Origin of the sequence: Pseudomonas sp. PAGU 2196 (assembly GCF_022179005.1) — a bacterium.
Classification (GTDB): domain Bacteria; phylum Pseudomonadota; class Gammaproteobacteria; order Pseudomonadales; family Pseudomonadaceae; genus Aquipseudomonas; species Aquipseudomonas kermanshahensis.
In genome coordinates, this window is record NZ_BNTL01000020.1 from 264,385 (window position 1) to 286,900 (window position 22,516).

Below are 22,516 nucleotides of genomic sequence, written 5' to 3' on the forward strand. Positions count from 1 at the left end.
TCTATCTGTGGGAGCCGGCTTGCCGGCGATGGGGCGCGTAGCGGCCCCAATGCATTCAAAACCCCCGGCGAATCTTGGCCTTGAGGTCGGCATGAAAGTAGTCGGCATTATCCCGGTCGGCCCCTAACCCTCGCCCTGGCGGCAATGACATGGCCCGCTCGAACGTGCGTTCATCGTGATACGCACGCACGAACAGGTCGATGTGCGGGCGCTCGCGCATGATCGGCCATCTGCCCAGGCACTCAGGCTGTGTACCTGGCCCTTTGCAATAGAAACTCACCCGGCGGCAGCCCATTGCCGCAGCCCCCAGCAGCCAGGCAGTCCACCATTGTTCACCGACGCTGGCCGGCAACACGCCGACCCAATGGGTGGCATCGCTCATCTGTTGGCAGAAACTGCCATAGAGGTCATCGCGGGTCTGCCCATCGCTGTCGTATTGCACCAGCTGGGTGGGGATGCCTTCGAGCAGCAGGCGCTCATTGAGGATGAACGCGTCGAGCCGCTCTTCGTGGCGGTAGCTGATAAGAACCGGCATGGCGGTTGCCCTCCCTGATAGAAGCCATGACCATCAGCGAAAGCAGGAGAAGGGGCAATAGATGACGCTAAAACCGGAGCGGTCTTACGCGCTCCGGTAATATTTCCTACAAATCAGGCGGGTTAGTAGCTGTCTTCCGGCAGGCTGGCGATGATCGAGCGGTAGCTGTTCATGCGTTGCTGCTTGATCCGGCCTTCGTCCAGCGCCTTGAGCAGGGCACAGCCCGGCTCGCGGTCATGCTTGCAGTCGCGGAAGCGGCAGGTGCCGAACAGGTCGCGGAATTCGATGAAACCCCCTTCCACGTCATCGCGGCTGACATGGCCCAGGCCGAACTCGCGAATACCCGGCGAGTCGATCAGGTCGCCGCCGTTGGGGAAGTGGTACAGGCGCGCTGTGGTGGTGGTGTGCGTGCCTTGTCCCGACCATTCGGACAGGTCGCCGACGCGGGTGTCGGCAGCGGGCAGCAGGCTGTTGACCAGCGACGACTTGCCCACGCCCGACTGGCCGACGAACACGCTGATGTGCCCGTCCAGCATCTGCTGCAGGCGTTGCATGCCGTCACCCTGGTGGGCCGAAACCTCCAGCAGCGGGTAGCCGAGGTCGCGGTAGACCTCGAGTAGCGCCTGCAACGCCGGGGCGTTCTCGTCGTTGATCAGGTCGGCCTTGTTCAGCAGCAGCAACGGGCGGATGCCGGCGTGTTCGGCGGCTACCAGGTAGCGGTCGATCAGGTTTGGGTGGGGCTCGGGGGCTGGCGCGAAGACGATCACGATCAGATCGACGTTGGCCGCCACCGGCTTGAGCTGGCCGTGGTTGTTTGGCCGGCACAGCTCGGTGCTGCGCGGCATCTGCGCGACGATAACGCCGATGCCTTGGTTGCCCGCCCGCCAGACCACGCGGTCGCCGGTGACCAGCGCAGGCAGGTTGGCCCGCAGGTGGCAGCGGAAGATCTGCCCAGCCACGTCGCCGTCCTGGGCCTCGACTTCGACCTGCACGCCAAAGTGCGCGATCACCAGGCCCAGTTGCTCTGGCCCCAGGTCGCCGCCTTCCAGCTCTTGCAGCGTGTGCTGCTCGCGTTTGGCGGCGCGAGCGGCGCGCTCGTTCTGGATTTTTTCGATACGCCAGTTTTGGCGACGATTGAGCTGGCGTTTGGCCATGAAGATTCCGTGCTGGGACAGATTGAAAACGGCAGGCAGTTTAGCACGCCGGGCGCTCGACCATTCTGCTTACCTTTGCACCGCGCGCCGCACATGCGCCCGCCGCACTCGCTAGGCTACTATGACGGCCTATACGAGGAGCCCCTGCATGCAAAACCCACAGAACCTGATCTGGATCGACCTGGAAATGACCGGCCTGGATCCGGACAGCGACGTCATCATCGAGATGGCCACGATTGTCACCGACAGCGATCTGAACACCCTGGCCGAAGGCCCGGTGATCGCCATTCACCACAGTGACGAAGTGCTGGCGCGCATGGACGAATGGAATACCCGTACCCACGGCGGCTCGGGCCTGACCCAGCGCGTGCGCGAGAGCAAGGTCAGCATGGCCGAGGCCGAGGCCCAGACCATCGCCTTCCTCGAGCAATGGGTGCCGAAGGGCAAGTCGCCGATCTGCGGCAACAGCATCTGCCAGGACCGCCGGTTCCTGTATCGGCACATGCGCAGCCTGGAAAACTACTTCCACTACCGCAACCTCGACGTCTCGACGCTTAAAGAGCTGGCCGCACGCTGGGCGCCGAATGTGCGCGACAGTTTCAAGAAGGGCGGCACCCACCTGGCGCTGGACGATATCCGCGAGTCGATTGCCGAACTGCGCCATTACCGCGAGCACTTCATCAAGGTGTGAAGCGTGAGGGCGCAGATATTGTGTCTGTGCCCTCTTTTGGTGCCCTGGGCAACTGGTTAGACTGCGCGCCTTTCTCGCACGGACTCGCACCATGTTGTTGATGCTCTACCTCATTGCCATCACCGCTGAAGCCATGACCGGCGCGTTGTCTGCCGGCCGCCGCGGCATGGACTGGTTCGGCGTGGTGCTGATTGCCTGTGTCACGGCCCTGGGTGGCGGCTCGGTGCGCGACGTGCTGCTCGGGCATTACCCGCTCACCTGGGTCAAGCACCCTGAGTACCTGGTGCTGACCAGTTGCGCGGCACTGCTGACGATTTTCATCGCCCCCATGATGCGCCGCTTGCGCTCGATGTTCCTGGTGCTAGACGCCCTGGGGTTGGTGGCCTTTACCTTGATCGGTTGCATGACGGCGCTAGAGATGGGGCAGGGCATGCTGGTGGCGTCGATCAGCGGCGTGATCACCGGTGTATTTGGGGGGATCTTGCGCGATATCTTCTGTAACGACATCCCGCTGGTGTTCCGTCGTGAGCTGTATGCCAGTGTGTCGTTCGCGGCGGCGTGGTTCTATCTGGGTTGTGTGCACTTCCAGTTGCCAGCGGAGCAGGCCATGTTGCTGACCTTGTTCGGCGGGTTTCTGCTGCGCTTGCTGGCGATCCGGTTCCACTGGGAAATGCCCAAGTTCCACTACAACGACCAGCAATAGAGCCGCCTTCAGGTGCGACGCGGTCACTGTGGGAGCGGGTTTACCCGCGAAGCAGGCACAGCGGTGTAGGGCACCGGCTCCGCCGGTGTTCGCGGGTGAACCCGCTCCCACAGGGATGGCGTGGCTACTGGATACCGTGCCGTTCCAGCGCCCACTCCACATGCTCGCGCACCAGCGCCGAGGCATCCTCGCGCCGTGCCTTCAGGGCCTCGATCACCGGGATCGTCGAAGGCGCATTGCCCAACCCCACGGCCAGGTTACGCAACCAGCGCTCATAACCCGCGCGCCGCAATGGCCCGCCTTCGGTCTTGCGCAGGAAGGTCTTCTCGTCCCACAAGAACATCTCGGCCAACTCGGCATTTTCCAACCCATGGCGCGGCTGGAAGTCATGCTCCTGCGTGGGTCGGGCAAAGCGGTTCCACGGGCAGACGATCTGGCAGTCGTCGCAACCAAACACCCGGTTGCCCATCATTGAGCGCAACTCGACGGGGATCGCCCCCTTGAGCTCGATGGTCAGGTAGGAAATGCAGCGCCGGGCATCCAGCACATAAGGCCCGACGAAGGCTTTGGTCGGGCAGATGTCCAGGCACGCCTCGCAACGCCCGCAATGCTCGCTGGTGTGCGCGTCGTCCACCGGCAACGGCAGGTCGACGAACAGCTCGGCCAAAAAGAAGTAGCTGCCGGCCTTGCGGTTGAGCAGCAGGGTGTTCTTGCCGATCCAGCCCAGCCCGGCTTGCTCGGCAATCGCCTTTTCCAGCACCGGGGCGCTGTCGACGAAGGCCCGGTAGCCAAACGGGCCGATGGCTTCCTGAATGCGATCGGCCAGGTGCTGGACGCGCTTGCGCACCAGCTTGTGGTAGTCGCGGCCAAGGGCGTAACGCGACACGTAGGCCTTTTCCGGCTGGGCCAGGCGTTGTGCCATCTGCGTGTCGCCGGGCAAGTAATCCATGCGCAGCGAGACCACCCTTACCGTGCCGGGGATCAACTGGTCCGGGTGTGCGCGTTTGCCATCGTGAGCGGCCAGGTAGTCCATCTCGCCCTGATAGCCGGCTTCTAGCCAGCGCTGCAGGTGCTTTTCGTGCTCGCCAAGGTCCACCCCGGCGATGCCGACATGGGCAAAACCGAGTTCTTGGCCCCAGATCTTGATGGATTGGGCCAGGGCGGCGAGGTCAAGTGTGCAAGCGGACATGGATGGGCAGGCAATACGGGCTCAGGTGCGTATAATTCTGCCAGACATTGGAGCCTTTGACCCCATGCCCCAGACCAAACAACCCGCGCATGCCCCGCAACTGCTCAGCAGCGTGACCGTCGCGCACCTGCCGGCGAGGCCTGCGCATGCCCATAAAAGTGACTTCGGCCATGTGCTGGTGGTTGGCGGCGACCTCGGTACGGGCGGTGCGGTGCTACTGAGTGCCGAAGCCGCGCTGCGCTGTGGTGCCGGGTTGGTCAGCGTGGCGACGCGTCCTGAACATGTCGGCGCATGCCTGGCCCGCCTGCCGGAAGCCATGTGCCTGGGCGTGAGTTCGGCCAATCAGCTGATGGGCGTGCTGGAGCGTGCCTCGGTGCTGGTGGTCGGCCCGGGGTTGGGGCAGGCGGCGTGGGGCCGTAGCCTGTTGTCGGCAGTGGCCAACGCTGAGCAACCGCAGGTTTGGGATGCCGATGCCTTGAACCTGCTGGCGCGCACGCCCCTGGCCCTGCCCAGCGGCAGCATCCTCACCCCGCACCCGGGTGAGGCGGCGCGGTTGCTGGGGATTTCCACCGAGGCCGTGCAAGCCGACCGCCCAGGGGCTGCGCGCAAGCTTGCCCGCCGCTATGCCAGCGTCTGCGTGCTGAAGGGCGCCGGTACCCTGGTGGCCGACCCGAGCGGGCAGTTGGCGCGGTGTGACCGTGGGCACCCGGCCATGGCCGGCGCCGGCTTGGGCGATGTGTTGACCGGCGTGCTGGCGGCGCTGCTGGCTCAAGGCTTGGGGGCCTGGGAGGCCGCTTGCTTGGGGGCGTGGCTGCATGCCTGTGCGGGCGAGCGCCTGGGCGTCAAAGGTAGAGGCCTGGCAGCCAGTGATCTGGCGCCGGTCATTCGTGAGTTGTTGGAGGAGCATTCTGCGTGTCTGGCTTAAACCTGTTTCTGGCCGATGAAGCGGCCATGGTCGCGTTTGGTGCGCGGCTTGCCGAAGTGACCGGCGGTCATGGCGTGATTTTTCTCGAAGGTGACCTGGGGGCGGGCAAGACCACGCTCTCACGTGGCCTGATCCGTGGCTTGGGCCATACTGGTGCAGTCAAGAGCCCGACCTTTACCGTGGTCGAACCGTACGAGATTGGTGAGGTGCGTGCGTTCCATTTCGACCTGTATCGCCTGGTCGATCCGGAGGAGCTGGAGTACATGGGCATACGTGACTACTTCGAGGGCGATGCGCTGTGCCTGTTCGAGTGGCCACAAAAGGGTGCGGGCGTTTTGCCAAAGCCTGACCTGACCATTACCATAAGCCCCCAAGCGAGCGGACGCTCGCTGAACCTTTCGCCGCAGGGGGCTCGCGGCGAGGCTTGGTGCGTTGCACTGGGCAAACACTAAAACTGTAAGTGGGGTAGGTATGCGCATACGCGCACTGGTCGCCATCGTTGGGCTGCTGCTGACAACGGTGACCGTTGACGCTCTGGCCGTCACTCAAGTCAAGAGCATGCGCCTGTGGCGCGCGCCGGACAACACGCGGCTGGTCTTCGACCTGTCTGGCCCCGTGCAGCACAGCGTCTTCACCCTCAGCGCGCCAGACCGCCTGGTCATCGACATCAATGGTGCGACCCTGGCCGCGCCGTTGAACGTAGCGACGTCCAACACGCCGATTAGCAGCGTGCGTTCGGCCCAGCGTACGCCTACCGACCTGCGCGTGGTGGTCGACCTGAAAAAGTCGGTCACGCCCAAGAGCTTCACCTTGGCGCCCAATGCTCAGTACGGCAACCGCCTGGTGGTCGACCTGTACGACCAGGAAGCCGACGCCGTCGCTGCCAGTACACCGCCGCCGCCGACGCCAGTGCAAACGCCGGTGACCACGCCTGCGGTGCCGGTGAGCCCGGCCCAGCCGGCCATCAAGCTGCCACCGGTGCCCAGCGGCAAACGTGACATCGTGGTCGCCATCGACGCCGGCCACGGCGGCGAAGACCCGGGCGCTTCCGGCTCGCGCGGCCAGCATGAAAAAGACATCGTCCTGCAGATCGCTCAGGAGCTGCAGCGCCAGATCAACAGCGAGAAGGGCTTCCGTGCCGAGCTGACCCGCACCGGTGACTACTTCATCCCGCTGCGCAAACGCACCGAAATCGCCCGTAAGAAGGGTGCCGACCTGTTCGTCTCGATCCACGCCGACGCCGCGCCGTCCAAGGCCGCCTTCGGTGCCTCGGTCTTTGCATTGTCCGACCGTGGCGCCACGTCCGAGACCGCACGCTGGCTGGCCGACACGGAAAACCGCTCCGACCTGATCGGCGGTGCCGGCAACGTCAGCCTCGACGACAAGGACCGCATGCTCGCGGGCGTGTTGCTCGACCTGTCGATGACCGCCACGCTCAGCTCCAGCCTCAATGTGGGCCAGAAGGTGCTGGGCAACATGGGCCGCATCACCTCGCTGCACAAGCAGCGTGTGGAGCAGGCAGGCTTTATGGTGCTCAAGTCGCCGGATATCCCGTCGATCCTCGTTGAAACCGGGTTTATCTCCAACGCCAACGAAGCCGCCAAGCTGGCCACCCGCAGCCATCAGCAGGCCCTGGCCCGCTCGATCCATACCGGCGTGCGCCAGTTCTTCCAGCAAAACCCACCGCCGGGCACTTACATTGCCTGGCTGCGCGACACCGGCAAGATCGCGGCCGGCCCACGTGAACACACCGTGCGCCCAGGTGAGACCCTGGCCATGCTCGCGGTGCGCTATCAGGTCAGCGTGGCCAGCCTGCGCAGCACTAACAGCCTCAAGACCGATGAGCTGAAAGTCGGCCAGCGTCTCGACGTGCCGGCCACTACCCTGGCTTCGCAGCAATGAGTGGTGGTTCACGCATCCAGCTGCTCAGCCCGCGGCTGGCTAACCAGATTGCCGCGGGGGAGGTGGTCGAGCGCCCGGCCTCCGTGGCCAAGGAGTTGCTGGAAAACAGCCTCGACTCCGGTGCCCGGCGCATCGATGTCGAAGTCGAGCAGGGTGGCGTCAAGCTGCTGCGGGTACGTGACGATGGCGGCGGGATTTCTGCCGATGACCTGCCGCTGGCGCTGGCCCGTCACGCCACCAGCAAGATCCGTGAACTGGAAGACCTCGAAGGCGTGCTGAGCCTGGGTTTCCGCGGCGAGGCCCTGGCCTCGATCAGCTCGGTGGCGCGCCTGACCCTGACGTCGCGCACGGCCAATGCCAGCGAAGCCTGGCAGGTCGAGACCGAAGGCCGCGACATGACCCCGCGCGTGCAACCGGCTGCGCACCCGGTGGGTACCTCGGTCGAAGTGCGTGACCTGTTCTTCAATACCCCGGCCCGGCGCAAATTCCTCAAGGCCGAGAAAACCGAATTCGATCACCTGCAGGAAGTCATTCGTCGCCTGGCCCTGGCTCGCTTCGATGTCGGCTTCCACCTGCGCCATAACGGCAAGAGCATCCTCAGCCTGCATGAGGCCCACGATGAAACCGCACGTGCGCGGCGCGTCGGCGCCATCTGCGGGCCGGGCTTCATGGAGCAGGCGCTGCCCATCGATGTCGAGCGCAACGGCCTGCGCTTGTGGGGCTGGGTGGGGCTGCCGACCTTCTCGCGGAGCCAGGCCGACCTGCAGTACTTCTTCGTCAACGGCCGGGCAGTGCGCGACAAGCTGGTCGCCCACGCTGTGCGCCAGGCGTACCGGGACGTGCTGTTCAATGGCCGGCACCCGACCTTTGTGCTGTTCCTCGAACTCGAGCCCAACGGCGTGGACGTCAACGTGCACCCGACCAAGCACGAAGTGCGCTTCCGTGAGGGGCGTTCGGTGCATGACTTCCTTTATGGCACTTTGCACCGCGCCCTGGCCGACGTGCGCCCCGAGGACCAGCTGGCTGCACCCGCTGCGGCTGGCGACATCGTCCGCCCCAGTGGCCAGCAGGCCGGTGAGTTTGGCCCTCAAGGCGAGATGCGCCTGGCCTCGCCGGTGCTTGAGCAGCCTCGTGCGCCGCAGTTTTCGATTTCCAATGGCGGCAGTGGCTCGGGCTATCAGTCCCAGTACAGCCCGCGTCCGTCGCAGCCACTGCCGGCCGCCGAGTCGCAGGCGGTGTATCGCGAGTTCTACAAGCCGCTGAGCGATGGCGCGGCTGCACCTTCGTCGCTGCCGGAAAGCCAGGGTGACATTCCACCGCTGGGTTATGCCCTGGCTCAGCTCAAGGGCATCTACATCTTGGCCGAGAATGCTGTCGGCCTGGTGTTGGTGGACATGCACGCCGCGCATGAGCGGATCATGTACGAGCGGCTCAAGGTGGCCATGGCCAGCGAAGGCCTGAGCGGTCAGCCGCTGCTGGTGCCTGAGTCGTTGGCCTTGAGCCAGCGCGAAGCCGACTGCGCCGAAGAGCACGCCCAATGGTTCCAGCGCCTGGGCTTCGAGTTGCAGCGGCTTGGCCCCGAGACCCTGGCGATCCGGCAGATCCCGGCGCTGCTCAAGCAAGCCGAGGCCAACCGCCTGGTGCAGGATGTGCTCGCCGACCTGATGGAATACGGGACCAGCGACCGCATACAGGCGCACCTCAACGAACTGCTCGGCACCATGGCCTGCCACGGCGCCGTGCGCGCCAACCGGCGCCTGGCCATCCCCGAAATGAACGCACTGCTGCGCGACATGGAAAACACCGAGCGCAGCGGCCAGTGCAACCACGGCCGACCGACCTGGACCCAAATGGGCCTGGACGACCTGGACAAACTTTTCCTGCGCGGTCGATGACATGAGCGGCAAGCCCCCAGCAATATTTCTCATGGGCCCGACGGCGGCCGGCAAGACTGACCTTGCCATCGAGCTGACCAAGGTCCTGCCCTGCGAGTTGATCAGTGTCGACTCGGCGCTGGTCTACCGTGGCATGGACATCGGGACCGCCAAGCCTTCCAAGGAACTGCTGGCTGCGCACCCGCATCGGCTGATCGACATTCTCGACCCGGCCGAAAGCTACTCTGCCGCGCACTTTTGCACCGATGCCTTGCAAGCCATGGCGGAAATCACCGCACGGGGCAAGATCCCGCTGCTGGTGGGTGGCACCATGCTGTATTACAAGGCCTTGATCGATGGCTTGGCTGACATGCCGCCGGCCGACGCCAGCGTGCGTGCCGAACTCGAAGCGCAGGCTCGCGAGCTAGGCCTGGTCGAGCTGCACCGCCAGTTGGCCGAAGTGGACCCTGAGTCGGCGGCGCGCATCCATCCGAATGACCCCCAGCGGCTGATCCGTGCGCTTGAGGTTTACCGGGTGAGCGGCGAGAGCATGACGGCTCATCGCCAGCGTCAATTCGCGGAAAGTCGCGGCGCAGACGCAGGCGCTGGCGGACATTTGCCCTATACTGTCGCGAGTTTGGCGATCGCTCCTACAGATCGTCACATTTTGCATCAGCGAATTGCGTTACGATTTTCGCAGATGTTGGAACAGGGCTTCATCGACGAGGTCCGATCGCTGCGAGCCAGAAGTGACTTGCACGCCGGGTTGCCGTCTATACGGGCAGTGGGGTACAGGCAAGTCTGGGACTACCTCGACGGCAGGCTTAGTGAGAATGAGATGCGAGAACGCGGTATCATTGCCACTCGCCAGCTGGCCAAGCGGCAGTTCACCTGGTTGCGCGGTTGGTCTGACGTGCACTGGCTTGACAGCCTCGCCTGCGACAATCTGTCCCGCACCTTGAAATACCTGGGAAGCGTCTCCATATTGAGCTGAGTCCCTGCTAATTGCCGTCTATTCTTGCGAAGGGGCGGCCTAATTTATCGATTTTCTTGATTTTCTATTATTTATCCTTACAGGAGTGCGGCATATGTCAAAAGGGCATTCGCTACAAGACCCTTACTTGAACACTTTGAGAAAAGAAAAGGTTCCGGTTTCCATCTACCTGGTCAACGGGATCAAGCTGCAGGGCTCGATCGAATCTTTCGACCAGTTCGTTGTGCTGCTGAAGAACACTGTCAGCCAGATGGTCTACAAGCACGCTATTTCGACCGTGGTTCCTGCGCGTCCGGTTCGCCTGCCAAGCCCGTCCGATTCCGAACACGGTGACAGCGAGCCAGGCAACGCCTGATAGGAGCCTGCATTGTTCTTTGAGCGCCACGGTGGTGGTGAACGGGCGTTGCTCGTTCACTTGGAAGGTCAGAACCCTGAGGCGCGCGAAGACCCGCAGGAGTTTCAGGAGTTGGCATTGTCGGCCGGGGCGGACATCGTCTCGCTGGTGACCATTACACGGCATCAGCCAACGGCCAAATACCTGATTGGCAGCGGCAAGGTCGAAGAACTACGCGACCAAGTCAAAGCTGATGAGGTCGATCTGGTGATTTTCAATCACACCCTCACGCCCAGCCAGGAACGCAACCTCGAACGTGTCTTCGAGTGTCGCGTGCTTGATCGCACCGGGCTGATTCTCGATATCTTCGCCCAGCGGGCGCGTACCCATGAAGGCAAGCTGCAGGTCGAACTGGCCCAGCTCGAGCACATGAGCACGCGACTGGTACGCGGCTGGACTCACCTTGAGCGGCAAAAAGGCGGTATCGGCCTGCGTGGCCCGGGTGAAACCCAGCTTGAGACCGACCGCCGCCTGCTGCGGGTACGCCTGCGTCAGATCAAGGCACGCCTTGAGAAGGTGCGTAGCCAGCGCGAGCAGGCCCGTCGCGGCCGGCGCCGCGCCGATATCCCGTCGGTTTCGCTGGTGGGTTACACCAACGCCGGCAAGTCCACCCTGTTCAACGCCCTGACCCAATCCGAGGTCTACGCCGCCGACCAGCTCTTCGCCACCCTCGACCCGACCTTGCGCCGGCTCGAGTTGAACGACCTTGGGCCGATCGTGCTGGCCGACACCGTCGGCTTCATTCGTCACCTGCCGCACAAGCTGGTCGAGGCTTTTCGGGCTACGCTCGAAGAGTCGAGCAACTCTGACCTGCTGCTGCATGTGATCGACGCGCATGAGCCCGACCGCATGGAGCAGATCGAGCAGGTGTTGGCGGTATTGGGCGAGATCGGTGCCGAAGGCTTGCCGATCCTTGAGGTCTATAACAAACTCGACCTGCTCGAAGATGTCGAGCCGCAGATCCAGCGCGATGCCGATGGCAAGCCGGAGCGGGTCTGGGTATCGGCACGCGATGGGCGTGGCCTGGAGCTGGTTGGCCAGGCGATTGCCGAGTTGCTGGGGGATGATCTGTTTGTCGGTACCCTGTGCCTGGAGCAGCGTTTTGCCCGCTTGCGCGCGCAATTCTTTGCCCTGGGTGCCGTGCAGAGGGAAGAGCATGATGAAGAAGGGCGCAGCCTGCTGAGCGTGCGACTGCCCAAGGTCGAGTTGAATCGTCTGGTCAGCCGCGAAGGCATGGAGCCGCAAATGTTTGTCGAGCAACACACTTTGCAATAAATGCTCGACGAGGTCGCCGGGCAGCAGTGACAGGCATTCTGTAGCATTGGACGGCGCGCCGTGGGCGCGTCTTTGCTTTATCAGATGGAGAGCGCTATGGCTTGGAACGAGCCGGGTGGCAACTCGAACAATCAGGATCCCTGGGGCGGTCGCCGTGGTGGCGGCGGCGGTGGTGGCGATAAAAAAGGCCCGCCGGATCTGGACGAGGCCTTCCGCAAACTGCAGGACAGCCTGAACGGCATGTTCGGCAGCGGCAAGAAACGTGGCGGCGGTGACCGCAATGTCGGCAAGGGTGGCGGCTACGGCCTGCTGGGCATCGGCCTGGCGGTGTTGGCTGCCATCTGGCTGTACAGCGCCGTGTACGTGGTCGACGAGCAGGAGCAGGCCGTAGTGCTGCGCTTCGGCAAGTACTATGAGACGGTCGGTCCCGGCCTGAACATCTACTTCCCGCCCATCGATCGCAAGTACATGGAAAACGTCACGCGTGAGCGTGCCTACACCAAGCAGGGGCAGATGCTGACCGAAGACGAGAACATCGTCGAGGTACCGCTGACCGTCCAGTACAAGATCACCAACCTGCAGGACTTCGTGCTCAACGTCGACCAGCCAGAGGTGAGCCTGCAGCATGCGACCGACAGTGCCCTGCGCCATGTGGTGGGTTCCACCTCCATGGACCAGGTGCTGACCGAAGGCCGTGAGCAGATGGCCGTGGATATCCGCGAACGCCTGCAGCGCTTCCTCGACAACTACCGTACCGGTATCACCGTCACCCAGGTCAACGTACAGAGCGCGGCAGCCCCGCGTGAAGTGCAGGAAGCCTTCGACGACGTGATCCGTGCGCGTGAAGATGAACAGCGTGCCCGCAACCAGGCCGAGTCCTACGCCAATGGCGTGGTGCCAGAAGCCCGTGGTCAGGCCCAGCGCATCATCGAGGACGCCAACGGTTACCGCGACGAAGTGATCGCTCGCGCCAAGGGTGAAGCCGACCGCTTCAGCAAGCTGGTGACCGAGTATCACAAGGCGCCGGACATCACCCGTCAGCGTCTGTACCTGGAAACCATGCAAGAGGTCTACAGCAACTCGAGCAAGGTCATGGTGGCTACCAAGGACGGGCAGAACAACCTGCTCTACCTGCCACTGGACAAGATGGTCGAAGGCAGCCGCAACACGTCCGCACCGGCCAGCGGTGTATCTGCGTCGGCCAACGATGCGGCCGCGCGTGCGGCGCAGGACATGCAACAGCAACAACAGCCGCCGCGCACTAGGGAGAGCCGCTGATGAGCAATAGATCGCTGATCGCCCTGATCGCCGCTGTGGTGCTGGCCGTCGTGGCCTGGAACTGCTTCTACATCGTGTCGCAGACCGAACGTGCCGTACTGCTGCAATTCGGCCGTGTGGTTCAGGCTGATGTTCAGCCAGGCCTGCATGTGAAGGTTCCTTACGTGAACCAGGTGCGCAAGTTCGACGCCCGCCTCATGACCCTTGATGCGCCGACCCAGCGGTTCCTGACCCTGGAGAAGAAAGCGGTCATGGTCGACGCCTACGCCAAGTGGCGCGTCAAGGATGCCGAGCGCTTCTACACCGCCACTTCCGGCCTCAAGCAGATCGCCGATGAGCGTCTGTCGCGTCGTCTGGAAAGCGGCCTGCGTGACCAGTTCGGTAAGCGTACCCTGCACGAGGTGGTTTCCGGCGAACGTGACGCGCTGATGGCTGACATCACCGCTTCGCTGAACCGCATGGCTAACAAAGAGCTGGGTATCGAGGTCATCGATGTGCGCGTCAAGGCCATCGACCTGCCGAAGGAAGTCAACCGCAGCGTGTTCGATCGTATGAGCACCGAGCGTGAGCGTGAAGCCCGCGAGCATCGCGCCAAAGGTAACGAGTTGGCCGAAGGTATCCGTGCGGATGCCGATCGTCAGCGCCGTGTACTGCTGGCCGAAGCCTACCGTGAAGCTGAAGAAACCCGCGGTGACGGCGACGCCCAGGCGGCTGCCATCTACGCCAAGGCCTACAGCCAGGACGCTGATTTCTATGCGTTCAACCGTAGCCTGCAGGCGTACCGCGAGAGCTTCTCGAACAAGAGCGACGTGCTGGTCCTGGACCCGAAGAACGAGTTCTTCCGCTTCCTGGACAAGAGCAAGCCTTGATGCTCTGAGCCCGTTTTCATTGGGGCTACGCCCCGCCTGGCAGCTAAAACACCAGGCGGGGTGCATCCTGAATGAAAAGGGGTGTATGATGAGGCAGCCGGGAAATTTCCCGGCTTTTTTGCGTCTGCAAGGTTGATTGGCAAGCCGCCAGTTGACGGTTTGGTCAGCGCGCAAGGCAATTCGAGGGTATTGGGTACGGTGGCTGCGCTGGGATCAGTGCTGCCCGCTGCTGTGCGCGATACCTGCTTTACTGACGGCTCGCCACAGGCAGGCCGCCCGGACCAGAGGGGAAATGGCGTAATGGCAACGGTAGACCGCTGGCTGCTGCCAGATGGCATCGAGGAAGTACTGCCACCTGAGGCTGCGCGCATCGAGATCGCGCGTCGCCAGGTGTTGGACCTGTTCCAGAGTTGGGGCTACGAACTGGTCGTCACCCCGCATATCGAGTACCTGGAGTCGCTGTTGACCGGCGCCGGCCAGGACCTGGATCAGCGCACCTTCAAGGTGGTCGACCCGCAGTCCGGTCGCCTGATGGGCTTCCGTGCCGACTTCACCCCGCAAGTGGCGCGTATCGACGCCCACACCTTGCGCCGTGAAGGCCCGAGCCGCCTGTGCTATGCCGGCAGCGTGCTGCATGCTCAGCCGCGTGCGCTGTCCACCTCGCGCAGCCCGATCCAACTCGGTGCCGAGTTGTACGGCGATGCCAGCCCCACCAGCGATGTCGAAGTCATCAGCCTGATGCTCGCCACGCTGCAACTGACGGATGTCGCGGACGTGCACATGGACCTCGGCCATGTCGGCATCTACCGTGGCCTGGCGCGTGCCGCTGGCCTGTCGGGCGCGGTCGAGCAACAGCTGTTCGACGCTCTGCAGCGCAAGTCGGTCGACGAAGTGCAGGCACTGACCGCCGATCTGCCGAAAGACCTGGGCAACATGCTGCGCGCCCTGGTCGAGCTGTGCGGTGGCCGTGAAGTGCTGGCCGAAGCCCGCGTGCGCCTGGGCCGTGCCCCGGCCAGCGTGCTGGCGGCGCTGGACGACCTGCTGGCGATCGCTGATCGCCTGGCGTCGCGCTACCCAGACCTGCCGTTGTACTTCGACCTCGGTGAGCTGCGTGGCTACCACTACCACACTGGTGTGGTGTTCGCCGTGTTCGTGCCGGGCGAAGGTCAATCGATCGCCCAGGGCGGCCGTTATGACGATATCGGCGCTGATTTCGGCCGGGCACGCCCGGCCACTGGATTCTCCACGGATTTGAAGACCCTGGTCACACTGGGGCGAGCGGAGGTCGTATTGCCAACTGGCGGCATCTGGATGCCCGACAGTGGTGACGCGGCCCTCTGGCAGCAGGTCTGCCAGTTGCGCAGCGAGGGCCAGCGTGTGGTTCAGGCTTTGCCTGGCCAGCCGTTGAGTGCTGCTCTCGAGGCGGATTGTGATCGGCAATTGATTCAGCAAGACGGGCGCTGGCAGGTACTGCCGCTGACCCATTGAGTTTCTGCGTCGGCAAAAGGCCGGCAACCAAGTTTGCGTGAATGAGGACCAATGTAATGGGTAAGAATGTCGTCGTCCTGGGCACCCAATGGGGTGATGAGGGCAAAGGCAAGATCGTCGATCTGCTGACCGAACATGCTGCCGCCGTAGTGCGCTACCAGGGTGGCCACAACGCGGGCCACACCCTGGTGATCAACGGTGAAAAAACCGTTCTGCACCTGATTCCGTCCGGCATCCTGCGTGAAGGCGTTCAGTGCCTGATCGGCAACGGCGTGGTCGTTGCTCCAGATGCCCTGATGCGTGAAATCACCAAGCTGGAAGAGAAGGGCGTACCGGTGCGTGAGCGCCTGCGCATCAGCCCGGCTGCTCCGCTGATCCTGTCGTACCACGTGGCCCTGGACCAGGCCCGCGAGAAAGCCCGTGGCGAAGCCAAGATCGGCACCACCGGCCGTGGTATCGGCCCAGCGTACGAAGACAAAGTCGCACGCCGCGGCCTGCGCGTTGGCGACCTGTTCCACCGTGAGCGTTTCGCTGCCAAGCTCGGTGAGCTGCTGGACTACCACAACTTCCAGCTGGTGAACTATTACAAAGAGCCGGCCATCGACTTCCAGCAGACCCTGGACGAGTGCATGGCCTACGCCGAGCAGCTCAAGCCGATGATGCTCGACGTCACCGCCGAGCTGCATAACCTGCGTCGCGCCGGCAAGGACATCATGTTCGAAGGTGCCCAGGGCTCGCTGCTGGACATCGACCACGGTACCTACCCGTACGTCACCAGCTCCAACACCACTGCCGGCGGTATCTCCACCGGTTCCGGCGTTGGCCCGATGTACCTGGACTACATCCTGGGTATCACCAAGGCCTACACCACGCGCGTAGGTTCCGGCCCGTTCCCGACCGAACTGTTCGACGAAACCGGCGCTACCCTGGCCAAGCGTGGTCACGAGTTCGGTTCGACCACCGGCCGTGCCCGTCGTTGCGGCTGGTTCGATGCCGTCATCCTGCGTCGCGCCATCGACGTCAACAGCATCTCGGGCATCTGCCTGACCAAGCTGGACGTACTGGACGGCCTGGAAACCATCAACATCTGCGTTGGCTACAAGAACGAGAACGGTGCTGTCATCGACGCCCCTTCCGATGCCGACAGCTACATCGGCCTGGAGCCGGTGTACGAAGAGATGCCAGGCTGGAGCGAGTCGACCTTGGGTGCCAAGACCCTGGAAGCGCTGCCAGAAGCTGCTCGCGCTTACATCAAGCGCATCGAGGAGCTGGTCGGCGCGCCGATCGACATCATCTCCACCGGCCCGGACCGCAACGAGACCATCGTGCTGCGTCATCCGTTCGCCTGATCCGCTTTTACGGCTGATCTGACGCCGCGGCCCTGAAAGGGGCCGCGGCGTTTTCATTTGTAGGCCTGCACCGGCCTCTTCGCGGGGCAAGCCCGCTCCCACCGGATCTCTGCAGTGGATGCAGGGTCCGTGGAGATCACTGTGGGAGCGGGCTTGTCCCGCGAAAAGGCCCGTGCAGGCAATCACCTTGCTAGACCTTGGCACATATCCCTGCTGTTCCCGGCATAACCCTTGCTGTAAGAAGTTTCTGTAGATGCCATCAAAATAGTGGCGCCAGAAAACACGAGGGTTACACCGTGTCTGCCATCCTCTCACTGTTACGAAGCCGCCTTTTGCGGCCTGTGTTTGTTGCCCTTGGTATCGCTCTTTTGGTGCAGGTGCTGGTTGCCGTTGCGCTGACCCGAAGCACGGTCACCGCCTTGGAGGCCGACCTGGGCGAGCGCTTGGGCAATGACAGCCGCAAGCTGGCCAGCGAGCTGGAGCAAGCTGGGCAGGACGTGCGTTCGGGGCTCGACAGCCTGTCCAGCAGCACCCGTCAGCGTTTGAGCGCAGGGTTGTCGACACGCCTGCAAAACGAGCAGCAGCAACTGCGCACCACGCTGGAAAAGAACCTCAAGGATTCTGCCAACGACATGGCCGAACTGCTGGCCTCGGTCGCCCCGCGGGCTATCTGGGACAACGATGTGCCGGTGCTCTCCGACTTCGCCCGTCGCGCTCAGCGCAACCCCAACGTGCTGTTCGTGGTCTACGACGACGCCCAGGGCCAGCACCTGACCCGCTACCTCAACCGGCAGAACCCGATCAACCAGGCGTTGATGGAAAAGGGGCAGGGCGAGCGGGCGCTGGACAAGGTGATCGATGCGGCTCGCCGCGACCCGGCGGTGTATTTTGTCGAAGCGTCGATCAACCCCAATGGTGCGGAGATCGGCAAGGTGTTGATGGGGGTTTCCACGGCCGGCGTCGATCAGGAGCTCGCAGCCCTTGACCAGCGCTTTGCCGCGTTGATCGCCAGTGGTGAGCAGCTGGTGGGTGACAGCCTCGGGGCCGCCGCGGCCGACAGCGGCAAGACCCTGCGCGAACGCCTGGAGACTGCCCAGAGCAGTGCCACCGCGATGCAGGCCAATACCGCGCAGACGGTGCGTGAAGCTGCTGCCGAGCTGCGCTGGCGTATTGGCCTGGGCCTGGTGTTGGTGGGCCTTGGCGTGTTGCTGGTAGTCGCGGTGGTGCTTGGTCGGCGGGTGCTCAGCAAGCTGCGCCTGTTGATCACCGCCCTGAACGACCTGGCTGCCGGTGAGGGCGACCTGACCAAGCGCGTGACCCTCGACAGTCGCGACGAGATCGGTGACATGGCCTCGGCGGTCAACCGTTTCGTCGACAAGTTGCAGCCCATCGTCCGCGAGGCCGGTGAGGTGGCGCAGCGTACGGGGGTCGAGATTGGCGCCATGGCTCAGCGCAATGCCGGTGCTGACGCCGCTGCTGCGCTGCAGCGCGATGAAGTGGCCGCCAGCCTGCGTGACCTGTCGAGCATGGCCGACGAAGCCCAAGCCGAGAGCCATGCCATGCAGTCCGCCTTACAGCAGGTGGTGGATATTCGCCAGGCCACGGATGAGAACAGCCGGACTTCGACCCAGCTCGCCGGCCTGATCGAAAGCTTGGCAGGGCAGGTGGAGACCGGCTCGCATGTGATCGAACGGCTGGCCAAGCAGAGTGAGCAGATCGAGGTGGTGCTGACAGTGATCCACGGCATTGCCGAGCAGACCAACCTGCTGGCATTGAATGCGGCCATCGAGGCGGCGCGTGCTGGCGAGACGGGGCGCGGCTTTGCCGTGGTGGCTGATGAAGTGCGCGCGTTGGCGAGCAAGACGCAAAGCTCGACCGGGGATATCCAGGCGCATATTGCTGCGCTGCAGAAAGGCGCCAAAGAAGCTGTGGCCACCATCAGCCAGGCAGGGCTCAAGGCCAGCGAAGGGTTGTTGGTGTTGCGCGAGAACGAGCGCCGCCAGCAGTCGGTGCAGGCGGCGGTCGAGCAAGTGCATGCAGCGATCGGGCTGGCTACCCGCGCGGCCGAACAGCAGGCGCACGGTGCGCAAGCGGTGCGCGGCCGGGTGGAGACCATCCACGCCCAGGCCGAACGCTCGGCTGAAGTGGTGATGCAGACCACGGCCAGCAGCAAGGTACTGGATGACCTGGCAGCGCAACTACGGGCCAGTCTGGGGCAGTTCAGGGCGTAACGCCCCCAGGCTTGCGTTGCAGGTGAGATTGCTGAGGCCGCTATGCGGCCCTGTTGTCACACAAGGCCACTCCTGCAAAAGCCACTTTTGCTAGATACCAATATCCTTTGACAGCTTCCTGGTGATCTCAAGCTTGAGGGTCAGGTAGTGTTTCAGCTCCACGCCCGCAATGTAGTGCCATTTATGCTCGTGTACCGTTGCCCCACCCCATTCGGACCAGAACTTGTCTCTTCCGTGGTCTCTGATGATGACCTCGTGCGATCCGAGCTCAAGCTCCTCATGGCTCATGACTCGATAGCCATTTTCTGTTTTCTTGCAAATCTCCAATCGCCACCCGTTCTCCCTGCCCTCGACCTTTTTGTAGTAGGTTTGGGGCGAAACGGTAAGGTAGTCGTGGGAGTCTTTCAGTTTCAACAAATAGCCTGACGCGCCACGTTCGGCCTCTCCTTGCGTAACATGTTCGAATTCGAAGGGTTGTGCATAGTCATCGAAGGTATTGGTCGTGAGGTAGTCGATAAACTCCAGTGAGAAACTGACTGCGCGTTCAGAGGTGGCTTCGGCCGAACCACCTACGAATCTACCGGTAGAGACAATCCGCTCGCGATCTTCGTATGTAGTCTTGCTGAATGTCAGTGGTGTGCCGTCAATCTTGCAGAAAGTCCCGATGAAAAAATCCCTTTTCATAGCTTCATTCCTTTGAGGGGGGAGGGGTAGAGACTAGACGCTGTCGAGGGAAGGCAGGCCCTGAAAAACGTGCTAGTTACAATGTTGGGTAGGTGTCGCGATAGAAGCCCGAGCCCACACAGGGGTGTTGCTGCCGGTCGGCCTGGCGCATGGTCCGAGCTGCCCAGCAGCTCAGACCTGATCTCACGCCTTGTTCAGGTACATCCGCGTCGTCAGTAAATACACCGGCAACCCCGACACCACGATCAACAACGCCGCGTAAGGCGCTGCCGCCGCGAACTCGACGTTGGCGGTATGCGCCCAGACCTCAGTGGCCAGGGTGGTCATGCCGGTCGGGCTCAGCAGCAGTGTGGCGGTCAGCTCTTTCATGGCATCGAGGAACACCAGGGCGAAGGCCGCGGCCAGGGCCGGGAAGATGATCGGCAAAGTCACCCGGCAGAACGCTGTGAAGCTGCTCGCGCCCAGGGTGCGGGCAGCCTCTTCGAGCGTCGGCGAAGCCTTGTTCAAGGCGGTGCGTACCGGCGCCTGGGCCAGCGGCAGGAACAGCAGTGCGTAGGCCAGCAGCAACAGCGCAGTGGTCTGGTACATCGCAGGCACGTAGTGCAACGCGAAGAACACCAGCGTCAGCGCGATCACCAGGCCCGGCAGGGCATGCAGCAGGTACGGCAGGCGTTCAGCCCAGATCGCCAGGCGGCCCTTGTAGCGCACCACCAGGAAGCTGATCGGCAATGCCAGCAACACACAGAACCCTGCGCCGCCAAGCGACACCGACAACGACGTGAGCAGCGCCTTGGAGATTTCGGCGACCGGGAACGCCGCCGACGAGCCAACACTCAGCCAGTAACCGAGCATGGCCAGCGGAATGCCGCTGCCCAGCACCGCCAGGCCTACGCAGAACAGCTGCGCCAAGGGCGCCCAGCCGCGCAAGCGCACAGGCTGTGCGCGGCGCGCCACGCCTTGGCCGATACGAACGTGGCGGGCCTTGCCACGCACGCGCAGTTCCAGCCACAACATGATCATGCACAGCGCCAGCAGCACGGCCGAGAGCATGGCCGCGTTGGCGTTGCTGAATTCCAGTTCGAACTGCTGGTAGATCGCCGTGGTGAAGGTCTGCAGGCCGAGGATCGACAGTGCGCCAAATTCCACCAGCATGTGCAGGGCAATCAGCAGGGCGCCGCCCAGCATCGAGGGCCACAGCAACGGCAAGGTCACCTTGATGAACACGCCCCAACGGCTGCACCCCAGCGTACGCGCCGACTCTTCAAGCGAGGTGTCGACGTTGCGCAGGGTGGCTGCCACCGGCAGGAACACCAGCGGATACTTGGACAAGGCCATGACCAAAATGGCCCCGCCGAGGCCTTCGAAGTCCGAGCTCAGCGACACCCAGGTGAAGCTGCTGACGAATGACGGCACCGCAAACGGCAGGCACAGCACCACACCCCACAGGCGACGCCCCGCCAGGTTGCTGCGTTCGAGCAGCCAGGCCAGGGCCAGGCCGACCACCATGCACACCAGCGTCACCCCGAACATCAGCATCAAGGTGTTGCGCATCAGGCCCCAGACGAACGGGCGCCACAGCAGGTGCAGGGCTTCTCGCCAGCCTGCTTCCCAGGCTTTGAGGGCGACATACGCCAGTGGCAGCAAACTCATCGCCACCAGGAACAGCACAGGCAGCACCACCCAGATCGAGGGGCGCTTGCGGCGCGGCACGAAACGTACCGGCGCCGGCTCGGACAGGGCGGCAGTCATCAGAGCAGACCGACCTCACGTTCAAGTTCCAGGGCTTCTTCGGCATTGCCAAGGTCGGCCGGGGAGATCTTCGGTGGGTGCAGGTCTTCAAAAGGTTTTAGGCCACGGTCAGAAACCATGCCCTTGTGCAGCGGATACTCGGCGGTGGTCTGGGTGATTACGCGCTGGCCTTCTTCGCTGGCCATCCAGTTGAGCAGGGCCTGGGCTTCTTTCGGGTGCTTGCTGGCCTTGACCGCGGCGGCGCCGGAGATGGTCACCAGGCCACCGGCATCGCCGTCGGCCAGGTAATACAGCTTGGAGTCCAGCTTGCCGCGCTCACGCTCCAGGGCATACCAGTAGTAATTGTTCACCAGCACGGCGGCGACTTCGCCTTTTTCCACAGCCTTCAGGGCGACCATGTTGTTGGTGTAGGTCTTGCCGAAAGCCTTCAGGCCGGTCAGCCACTCTTCGGCCGCATCACGCCCGTGCATCTTGAGGATGGCTACAGCCTGTTCCTGGAACGCGCCACTGGTCGGCACGAAACCGACACGGCCATCCCATTCAGGGTCGGCGAAGTCCATGACCGATTGCGGCAGGTCTTTCTCGTCGATTTTCTTCGGGTTGAACACTACCACGCGGGTGCGCGCGGTGACGCCCATCCACGTGCCGTTGGCGGCTACGTATTCTTTGGGCAGCATGCTCAGGGTGGCGTCGTCGATTTTCGCCAGTAGGCCCAGCTCACCCAGGTTGTTCAGGGGTGGCGACTCTTCGGTATAGATGATGTCGGCCGGCGAGCGCTCGCCTTCTTCGATGATCTGGCTGGCCAGCTGGTTGCTGCTGCCCTTGCGTATATTGATGTGAATGCCAGTCTTGGCCTCGTAGGCCTTGGCGATGGCCTCGCCGATTTCCTTGTGCTGGCCGTTGTACATGGTCAGTGTGACCGGGGCGTCTGCCATGGCGGCCGGGGCGCCGATCACCAGGCTCAATACAGCGGCGGCCAGGGTGCGCATCAGCGGTTGCGGACGGATCGTCATGCGGGTACTTCCTCGCTTACGGCTACATATTTGGAAACAATGGTAAACGAAATCGTTTCTCAAGTGGCCGTGTGACAAGAAATTCATGGGCAGACGATCGTCGAGCAGCTGAATTTTTGGCCGGAGGGGAGGGCGTAGCGGGTGGGACAAAAAACGCAGGCAAGAAAAAACCCACTAGCAAGCTAGTGGGTTTTTATATGGTGCCCAGGAGAAGACTCG

Annotated in this window: 20 protein-coding genes and 1 pseudogene; 15 read left to right on the top strand and 6 right to left on the bottom strand. The window is 63.1% G+C overall.

Going from position 1 to position 22,516, the window contains the following annotated elements; genetic code table 11:
• Positions 1-55: 55 nt before the first annotated feature.
• Both MFF34_RS18670 and rsgA read right to left on the bottom strand, forming a co-directional pair.
• Positions 56-535, bottom strand: a complete 480-nt coding sequence (locus MFF34_RS18670; RefSeq protein WP_238215751.1) for a molecular chaperone Tir — start codon at positions 533-535, stop codon at positions 56-58.
• 122 nt (positions 536-657) lie between these two features.
• The gene (gene rsgA / locus MFF34_RS18675; RefSeq protein WP_027592522.1) at positions 658-1,689 is read right to left on the bottom strand and encodes a small ribosomal subunit biogenesis GTPase RsgA; all 1,032 of its coding nucleotides are present in this window, start codon (positions 1,687-1,689) and stop codon (positions 658-660) included.
• A 148-nt stretch (positions 1,690-1,837) separates the two neighbouring features.
• Between rsgA and orn the strand changes: the two genes are divergently transcribed.
• Positions 1,838-2,380 (top strand): oligoribonuclease, encoded by a 543-nt coding sequence (orn, locus tag MFF34_RS18680; protein ID WP_238215752.1) that lies wholly within the window; start codon positions 1,838-1,840, stop codon positions 2,378-2,380.
• A 91-nt stretch (positions 2,381-2,471) separates the two neighbouring features.
• Complete coding sequence (locus MFF34_RS18685) at positions 2,472-3,083, top strand: trimeric intracellular cation channel family protein (RefSeq protein ID WP_027592524.1); 612 nt, start codon at positions 2,472-2,474, stop codon at positions 3,081-3,083.
• A gap of 124 nt (positions 3,084-3,207) precedes the next feature.
• Here MFF34_RS18685 and queG read toward each other — a convergent pair whose 3' ends face one another.
• Positions 3,208-4,272 carry a tRNA epoxyqueuosine(34) reductase QueG gene (queG, locus tag MFF34_RS18690; protein ID WP_238215754.1) on the bottom strand — a complete coding sequence of 355 codons (1,065 nt, stop codon included), beginning with the start codon at positions 4,270-4,272 and terminating at the stop codon, positions 3,208-3,210.
• A 64-nt stretch (positions 4,273-4,336) separates the two neighbouring features.
• Here queG and MFF34_RS18695 point away from each other — a divergent pair, with 64 nt between their 5' ends.
• The 13 genes and pseudogenes from MFF34_RS18695 (at position 4,337) to MFF34_RS28370 (ending at position 18,851) form a co-directional block, all read left to right on the top strand.
• Positions 4,337-5,197 carry an NAD(P)H-hydrate dehydratase gene (locus MFF34_RS18695; protein ID WP_027592526.1) on the top strand — a complete coding sequence of 287 codons (861 nt, stop codon included), beginning with the start codon at positions 4,337-4,339 and terminating at the stop codon, positions 5,195-5,197.
• The gene (tsaE, locus tag MFF34_RS18700) at positions 5,185-5,649 is read left to right on the top strand and encodes a tRNA (adenosine(37)-N6)-threonylcarbamoyltransferase complex ATPase subunit type 1 TsaE (protein ID WP_099430583.1); all 465 of its coding nucleotides are present in this window, start codon (positions 5,185-5,187) and stop codon (positions 5,647-5,649) included. Before MFF34_RS18695 ends, tsaE begins: the two co-directional genes overlap by 13 nt.
• Positions 5,650-5,668: 19 nt before the next feature.
• Positions 5,669-7,099 carry an N-acetylmuramoyl-L-alanine amidase gene (locus MFF34_RS18705; protein WP_238215755.1) on the top strand — a complete coding sequence of 477 codons (1,431 nt, stop codon included), beginning with the start codon at positions 5,669-5,671 and terminating at the stop codon, positions 7,097-7,099.
• Positions 7,096-8,994: a DNA mismatch repair endonuclease MutL gene (gene mutL / locus MFF34_RS18710; RefSeq protein ID WP_238215757.1), complete on the top strand. Its 1,899-nt coding sequence runs from the start codon at positions 7,096-7,098 to the stop codon at positions 8,992-8,994. Before MFF34_RS18705 ends, mutL begins: the two co-directional genes overlap by 4 nt.
• A 1-nt stretch (position 8,995) precedes the next feature.
• Positions 8,996-9,967, top strand: a complete 972-nt coding sequence (gene miaA / locus MFF34_RS18715; protein ID WP_238215759.1) for a tRNA (adenosine(37)-N6)-dimethylallyltransferase MiaA — start codon at positions 8,996-8,998, stop codon at positions 9,965-9,967.
• Positions 9,968-10,061: 94 nt separating this feature from the next.
• The gene (gene hfq, locus MFF34_RS18720; RefSeq protein ID WP_003258160.1) at positions 10,062-10,322 is read left to right on the top strand and encodes an RNA chaperone Hfq; all 261 of its coding nucleotides are present in this window, start codon (positions 10,062-10,064) and stop codon (positions 10,320-10,322) included.
• Positions 10,323-10,334: 12 nt separating this feature from the next.
• On the top strand, positions 10,335-11,636 hold the full coding sequence (hflX, locus tag MFF34_RS18725) for a ribosome rescue GTPase HflX (protein WP_238215761.1): 1,302 nt from the start codon (positions 10,335-10,337) through the stop codon (positions 11,634-11,636).
• Between the two features lie 96 nt (positions 11,637-11,732).
• Positions 11,733-12,914 carry an FtsH protease activity modulator HflK gene (gene hflK, locus MFF34_RS18730; protein ID WP_238215763.1) on the top strand — a complete coding sequence of 394 codons (1,182 nt, stop codon included), beginning with the start codon at positions 11,733-11,735 and terminating at the stop codon, positions 12,912-12,914.
• The gene (gene hflC, locus MFF34_RS18735; RefSeq protein WP_027592533.1) at positions 12,914-13,783 is read left to right on the top strand and encodes a protease modulator HflC; all 870 of its coding nucleotides are present in this window, start codon (positions 12,914-12,916) and stop codon (positions 13,781-13,783) included. The genes hflK and hflC overlap by 1 nt, the downstream gene beginning before the upstream one ends.
• 300 nt (positions 13,784-14,083) lie before the next feature.
• A complete protein-coding gene (locus MFF34_RS18740; protein ID WP_027592534.1) occupies positions 14,084-15,271 on the top strand; it encodes an ATP phosphoribosyltransferase regulatory subunit in 1,188 nt (395 codons plus the stop codon).
• Positions 15,272-15,327: 56 nt separating this feature from the next.
• Positions 15,328-16,620, top strand: coding sequence for an adenylosuccinate synthase (locus MFF34_RS18745; protein ID WP_027592535.1), 1,293 nt, complete (start codon positions 15,328-15,330; stop codon positions 16,618-16,620).
• 1,112 nt (positions 16,621-17,732) lie between these two features.
• Positions 17,733-17,945: pseudogene (locus MFF34_RS28365) on the top strand (methyl-accepting chemotaxis protein); the annotation flags it as partial.
• Positions 17,946-18,146: 201 nt separating this feature from the next.
• Entirely contained in the window at positions 18,147-18,851 is a 705-nt protein-coding gene (locus MFF34_RS28370) for a methyl-accepting chemotaxis protein (RefSeq protein ID WP_371097102.1), read from the top strand.
• Positions 18,852-18,941: 90 nt separating this feature from the next.
• Here the strand turns inward: MFF34_RS28370 and MFF34_RS18755 are convergent, their stop codons facing one another.
• The 3 genes from MFF34_RS18755 to MFF34_RS18765 all read right to left on the bottom strand — a co-directional run bounded on the left by MFF34_RS18755 (position 18,942) and on the right by MFF34_RS18765 (position 22,297).
• The gene (locus tag MFF34_RS18755) at positions 18,942-19,535 is read right to left on the bottom strand and encodes a hypothetical protein (RefSeq protein ID WP_238215765.1); all 594 of its coding nucleotides are present in this window, start codon (positions 19,533-19,535) and stop codon (positions 18,942-18,944) included.
• 183 nt (positions 19,536-19,718) lie between these two features.
• Positions 19,719-21,284: an iron ABC transporter permease gene (locus MFF34_RS18760; RefSeq protein WP_027592537.1), complete on the bottom strand. Its 1,566-nt coding sequence runs from the start codon at positions 21,282-21,284 to the stop codon at positions 19,719-19,721.
• On the bottom strand, positions 21,284-22,297 hold the full coding sequence (locus MFF34_RS18765) for an extracellular solute-binding protein (RefSeq protein ID WP_238215767.1): 1,014 nt from the start codon (positions 22,295-22,297) through the stop codon (positions 21,284-21,286). Before MFF34_RS18765 ends, MFF34_RS18760 begins: the two co-directional genes overlap by 1 nt.
• Positions 22,298-22,516: the final 219 nt, after the last annotated feature.

Coding starts and splice junctions, on each gene's coding strand:
- MFF34_RS18670 (WP_238215751.1), bottom strand. CDS start 535: ATGCCGGTTCTTATCAGCTACCGCCACGAAGAGCGGCTCGACGCGTTC.
- rsgA (WP_027592522.1), bottom strand. CDS start 1,689: ATGGCCAAACGCCAGCTCAATCGTCGCCAAAACTGGCGTATCGAAAAA.
- orn (WP_238215752.1), top strand. CDS start 1,838: ATGCAAAACCCACAGAACCTGATCTGGATCGACCTGGAAATGACCGGC.
- MFF34_RS18685 (WP_027592524.1), top strand. CDS start 2,472: ATGTTGTTGATGCTCTACCTCATTGCCATCACCGCTGAAGCCATGACC.
- queG (WP_238215754.1), bottom strand. CDS start 4,272: ATGTCCGCTTGCACACTTGACCTCGCCGCCCTGGCCCAATCCATCAAG.
- MFF34_RS18695 (WP_027592526.1), top strand. CDS start 4,337: ATGCCCCAGACCAAACAACCCGCGCATGCCCCGCAACTGCTCAGCAGC.
- MFF34_RS18705 (WP_238215755.1), top strand. CDS start 5,669: ATGCGCATACGCGCACTGGTCGCCATCGTTGGGCTGCTGCTGACAACG.
- mutL (WP_238215757.1), top strand. CDS start 7,096: ATGAGTGGTGGTTCACGCATCCAGCTGCTCAGCCCGCGGCTGGCTAAC.
- miaA (WP_238215759.1), top strand. CDS start 8,996: ATGAGCGGCAAGCCCCCAGCAATATTTCTCATGGGCCCGACGGCGGCC.
- hfq (WP_003258160.1), top strand. CDS start 10,062: ATGTCAAAAGGGCATTCGCTACAAGACCCTTACTTGAACACTTTGAGA.
- hflK (WP_238215763.1), top strand. CDS start 11,733: ATGGCTTGGAACGAGCCGGGTGGCAACTCGAACAATCAGGATCCCTGG.
- hflC (WP_027592533.1), top strand. CDS start 12,914: ATGAGCAATAGATCGCTGATCGCCCTGATCGCCGCTGTGGTGCTGGCC.
- MFF34_RS18740 (WP_027592534.1), top strand. CDS start 14,084: ATGGCAACGGTAGACCGCTGGCTGCTGCCAGATGGCATCGAGGAAGTA.
- MFF34_RS18745 (WP_027592535.1), top strand. CDS start 15,328: ATGGGTAAGAATGTCGTCGTCCTGGGCACCCAATGGGGTGATGAGGGC.
- MFF34_RS28370 (WP_371097102.1), top strand. CDS start 18,147: ATGGCCGACGAAGCCCAAGCCGAGAGCCATGCCATGCAGTCCGCCTTA.
- MFF34_RS18755 (WP_238215765.1), bottom strand. CDS start 19,535: ATGAAAAGGGATTTTTTCATCGGGACTTTCTGCAAGATTGACGGCACA.
- MFF34_RS18760 (WP_027592537.1), bottom strand. CDS start 21,284: ATGACTGCCGCCCTGTCCGAGCCGGCGCCGGTACGTTTCGTGCCGCGC.
- MFF34_RS18765 (WP_238215767.1), bottom strand. CDS start 22,297: ATGACGATCCGTCCGCAACCGCTGATGCGCACCCTGGCCGCCGCTGTA.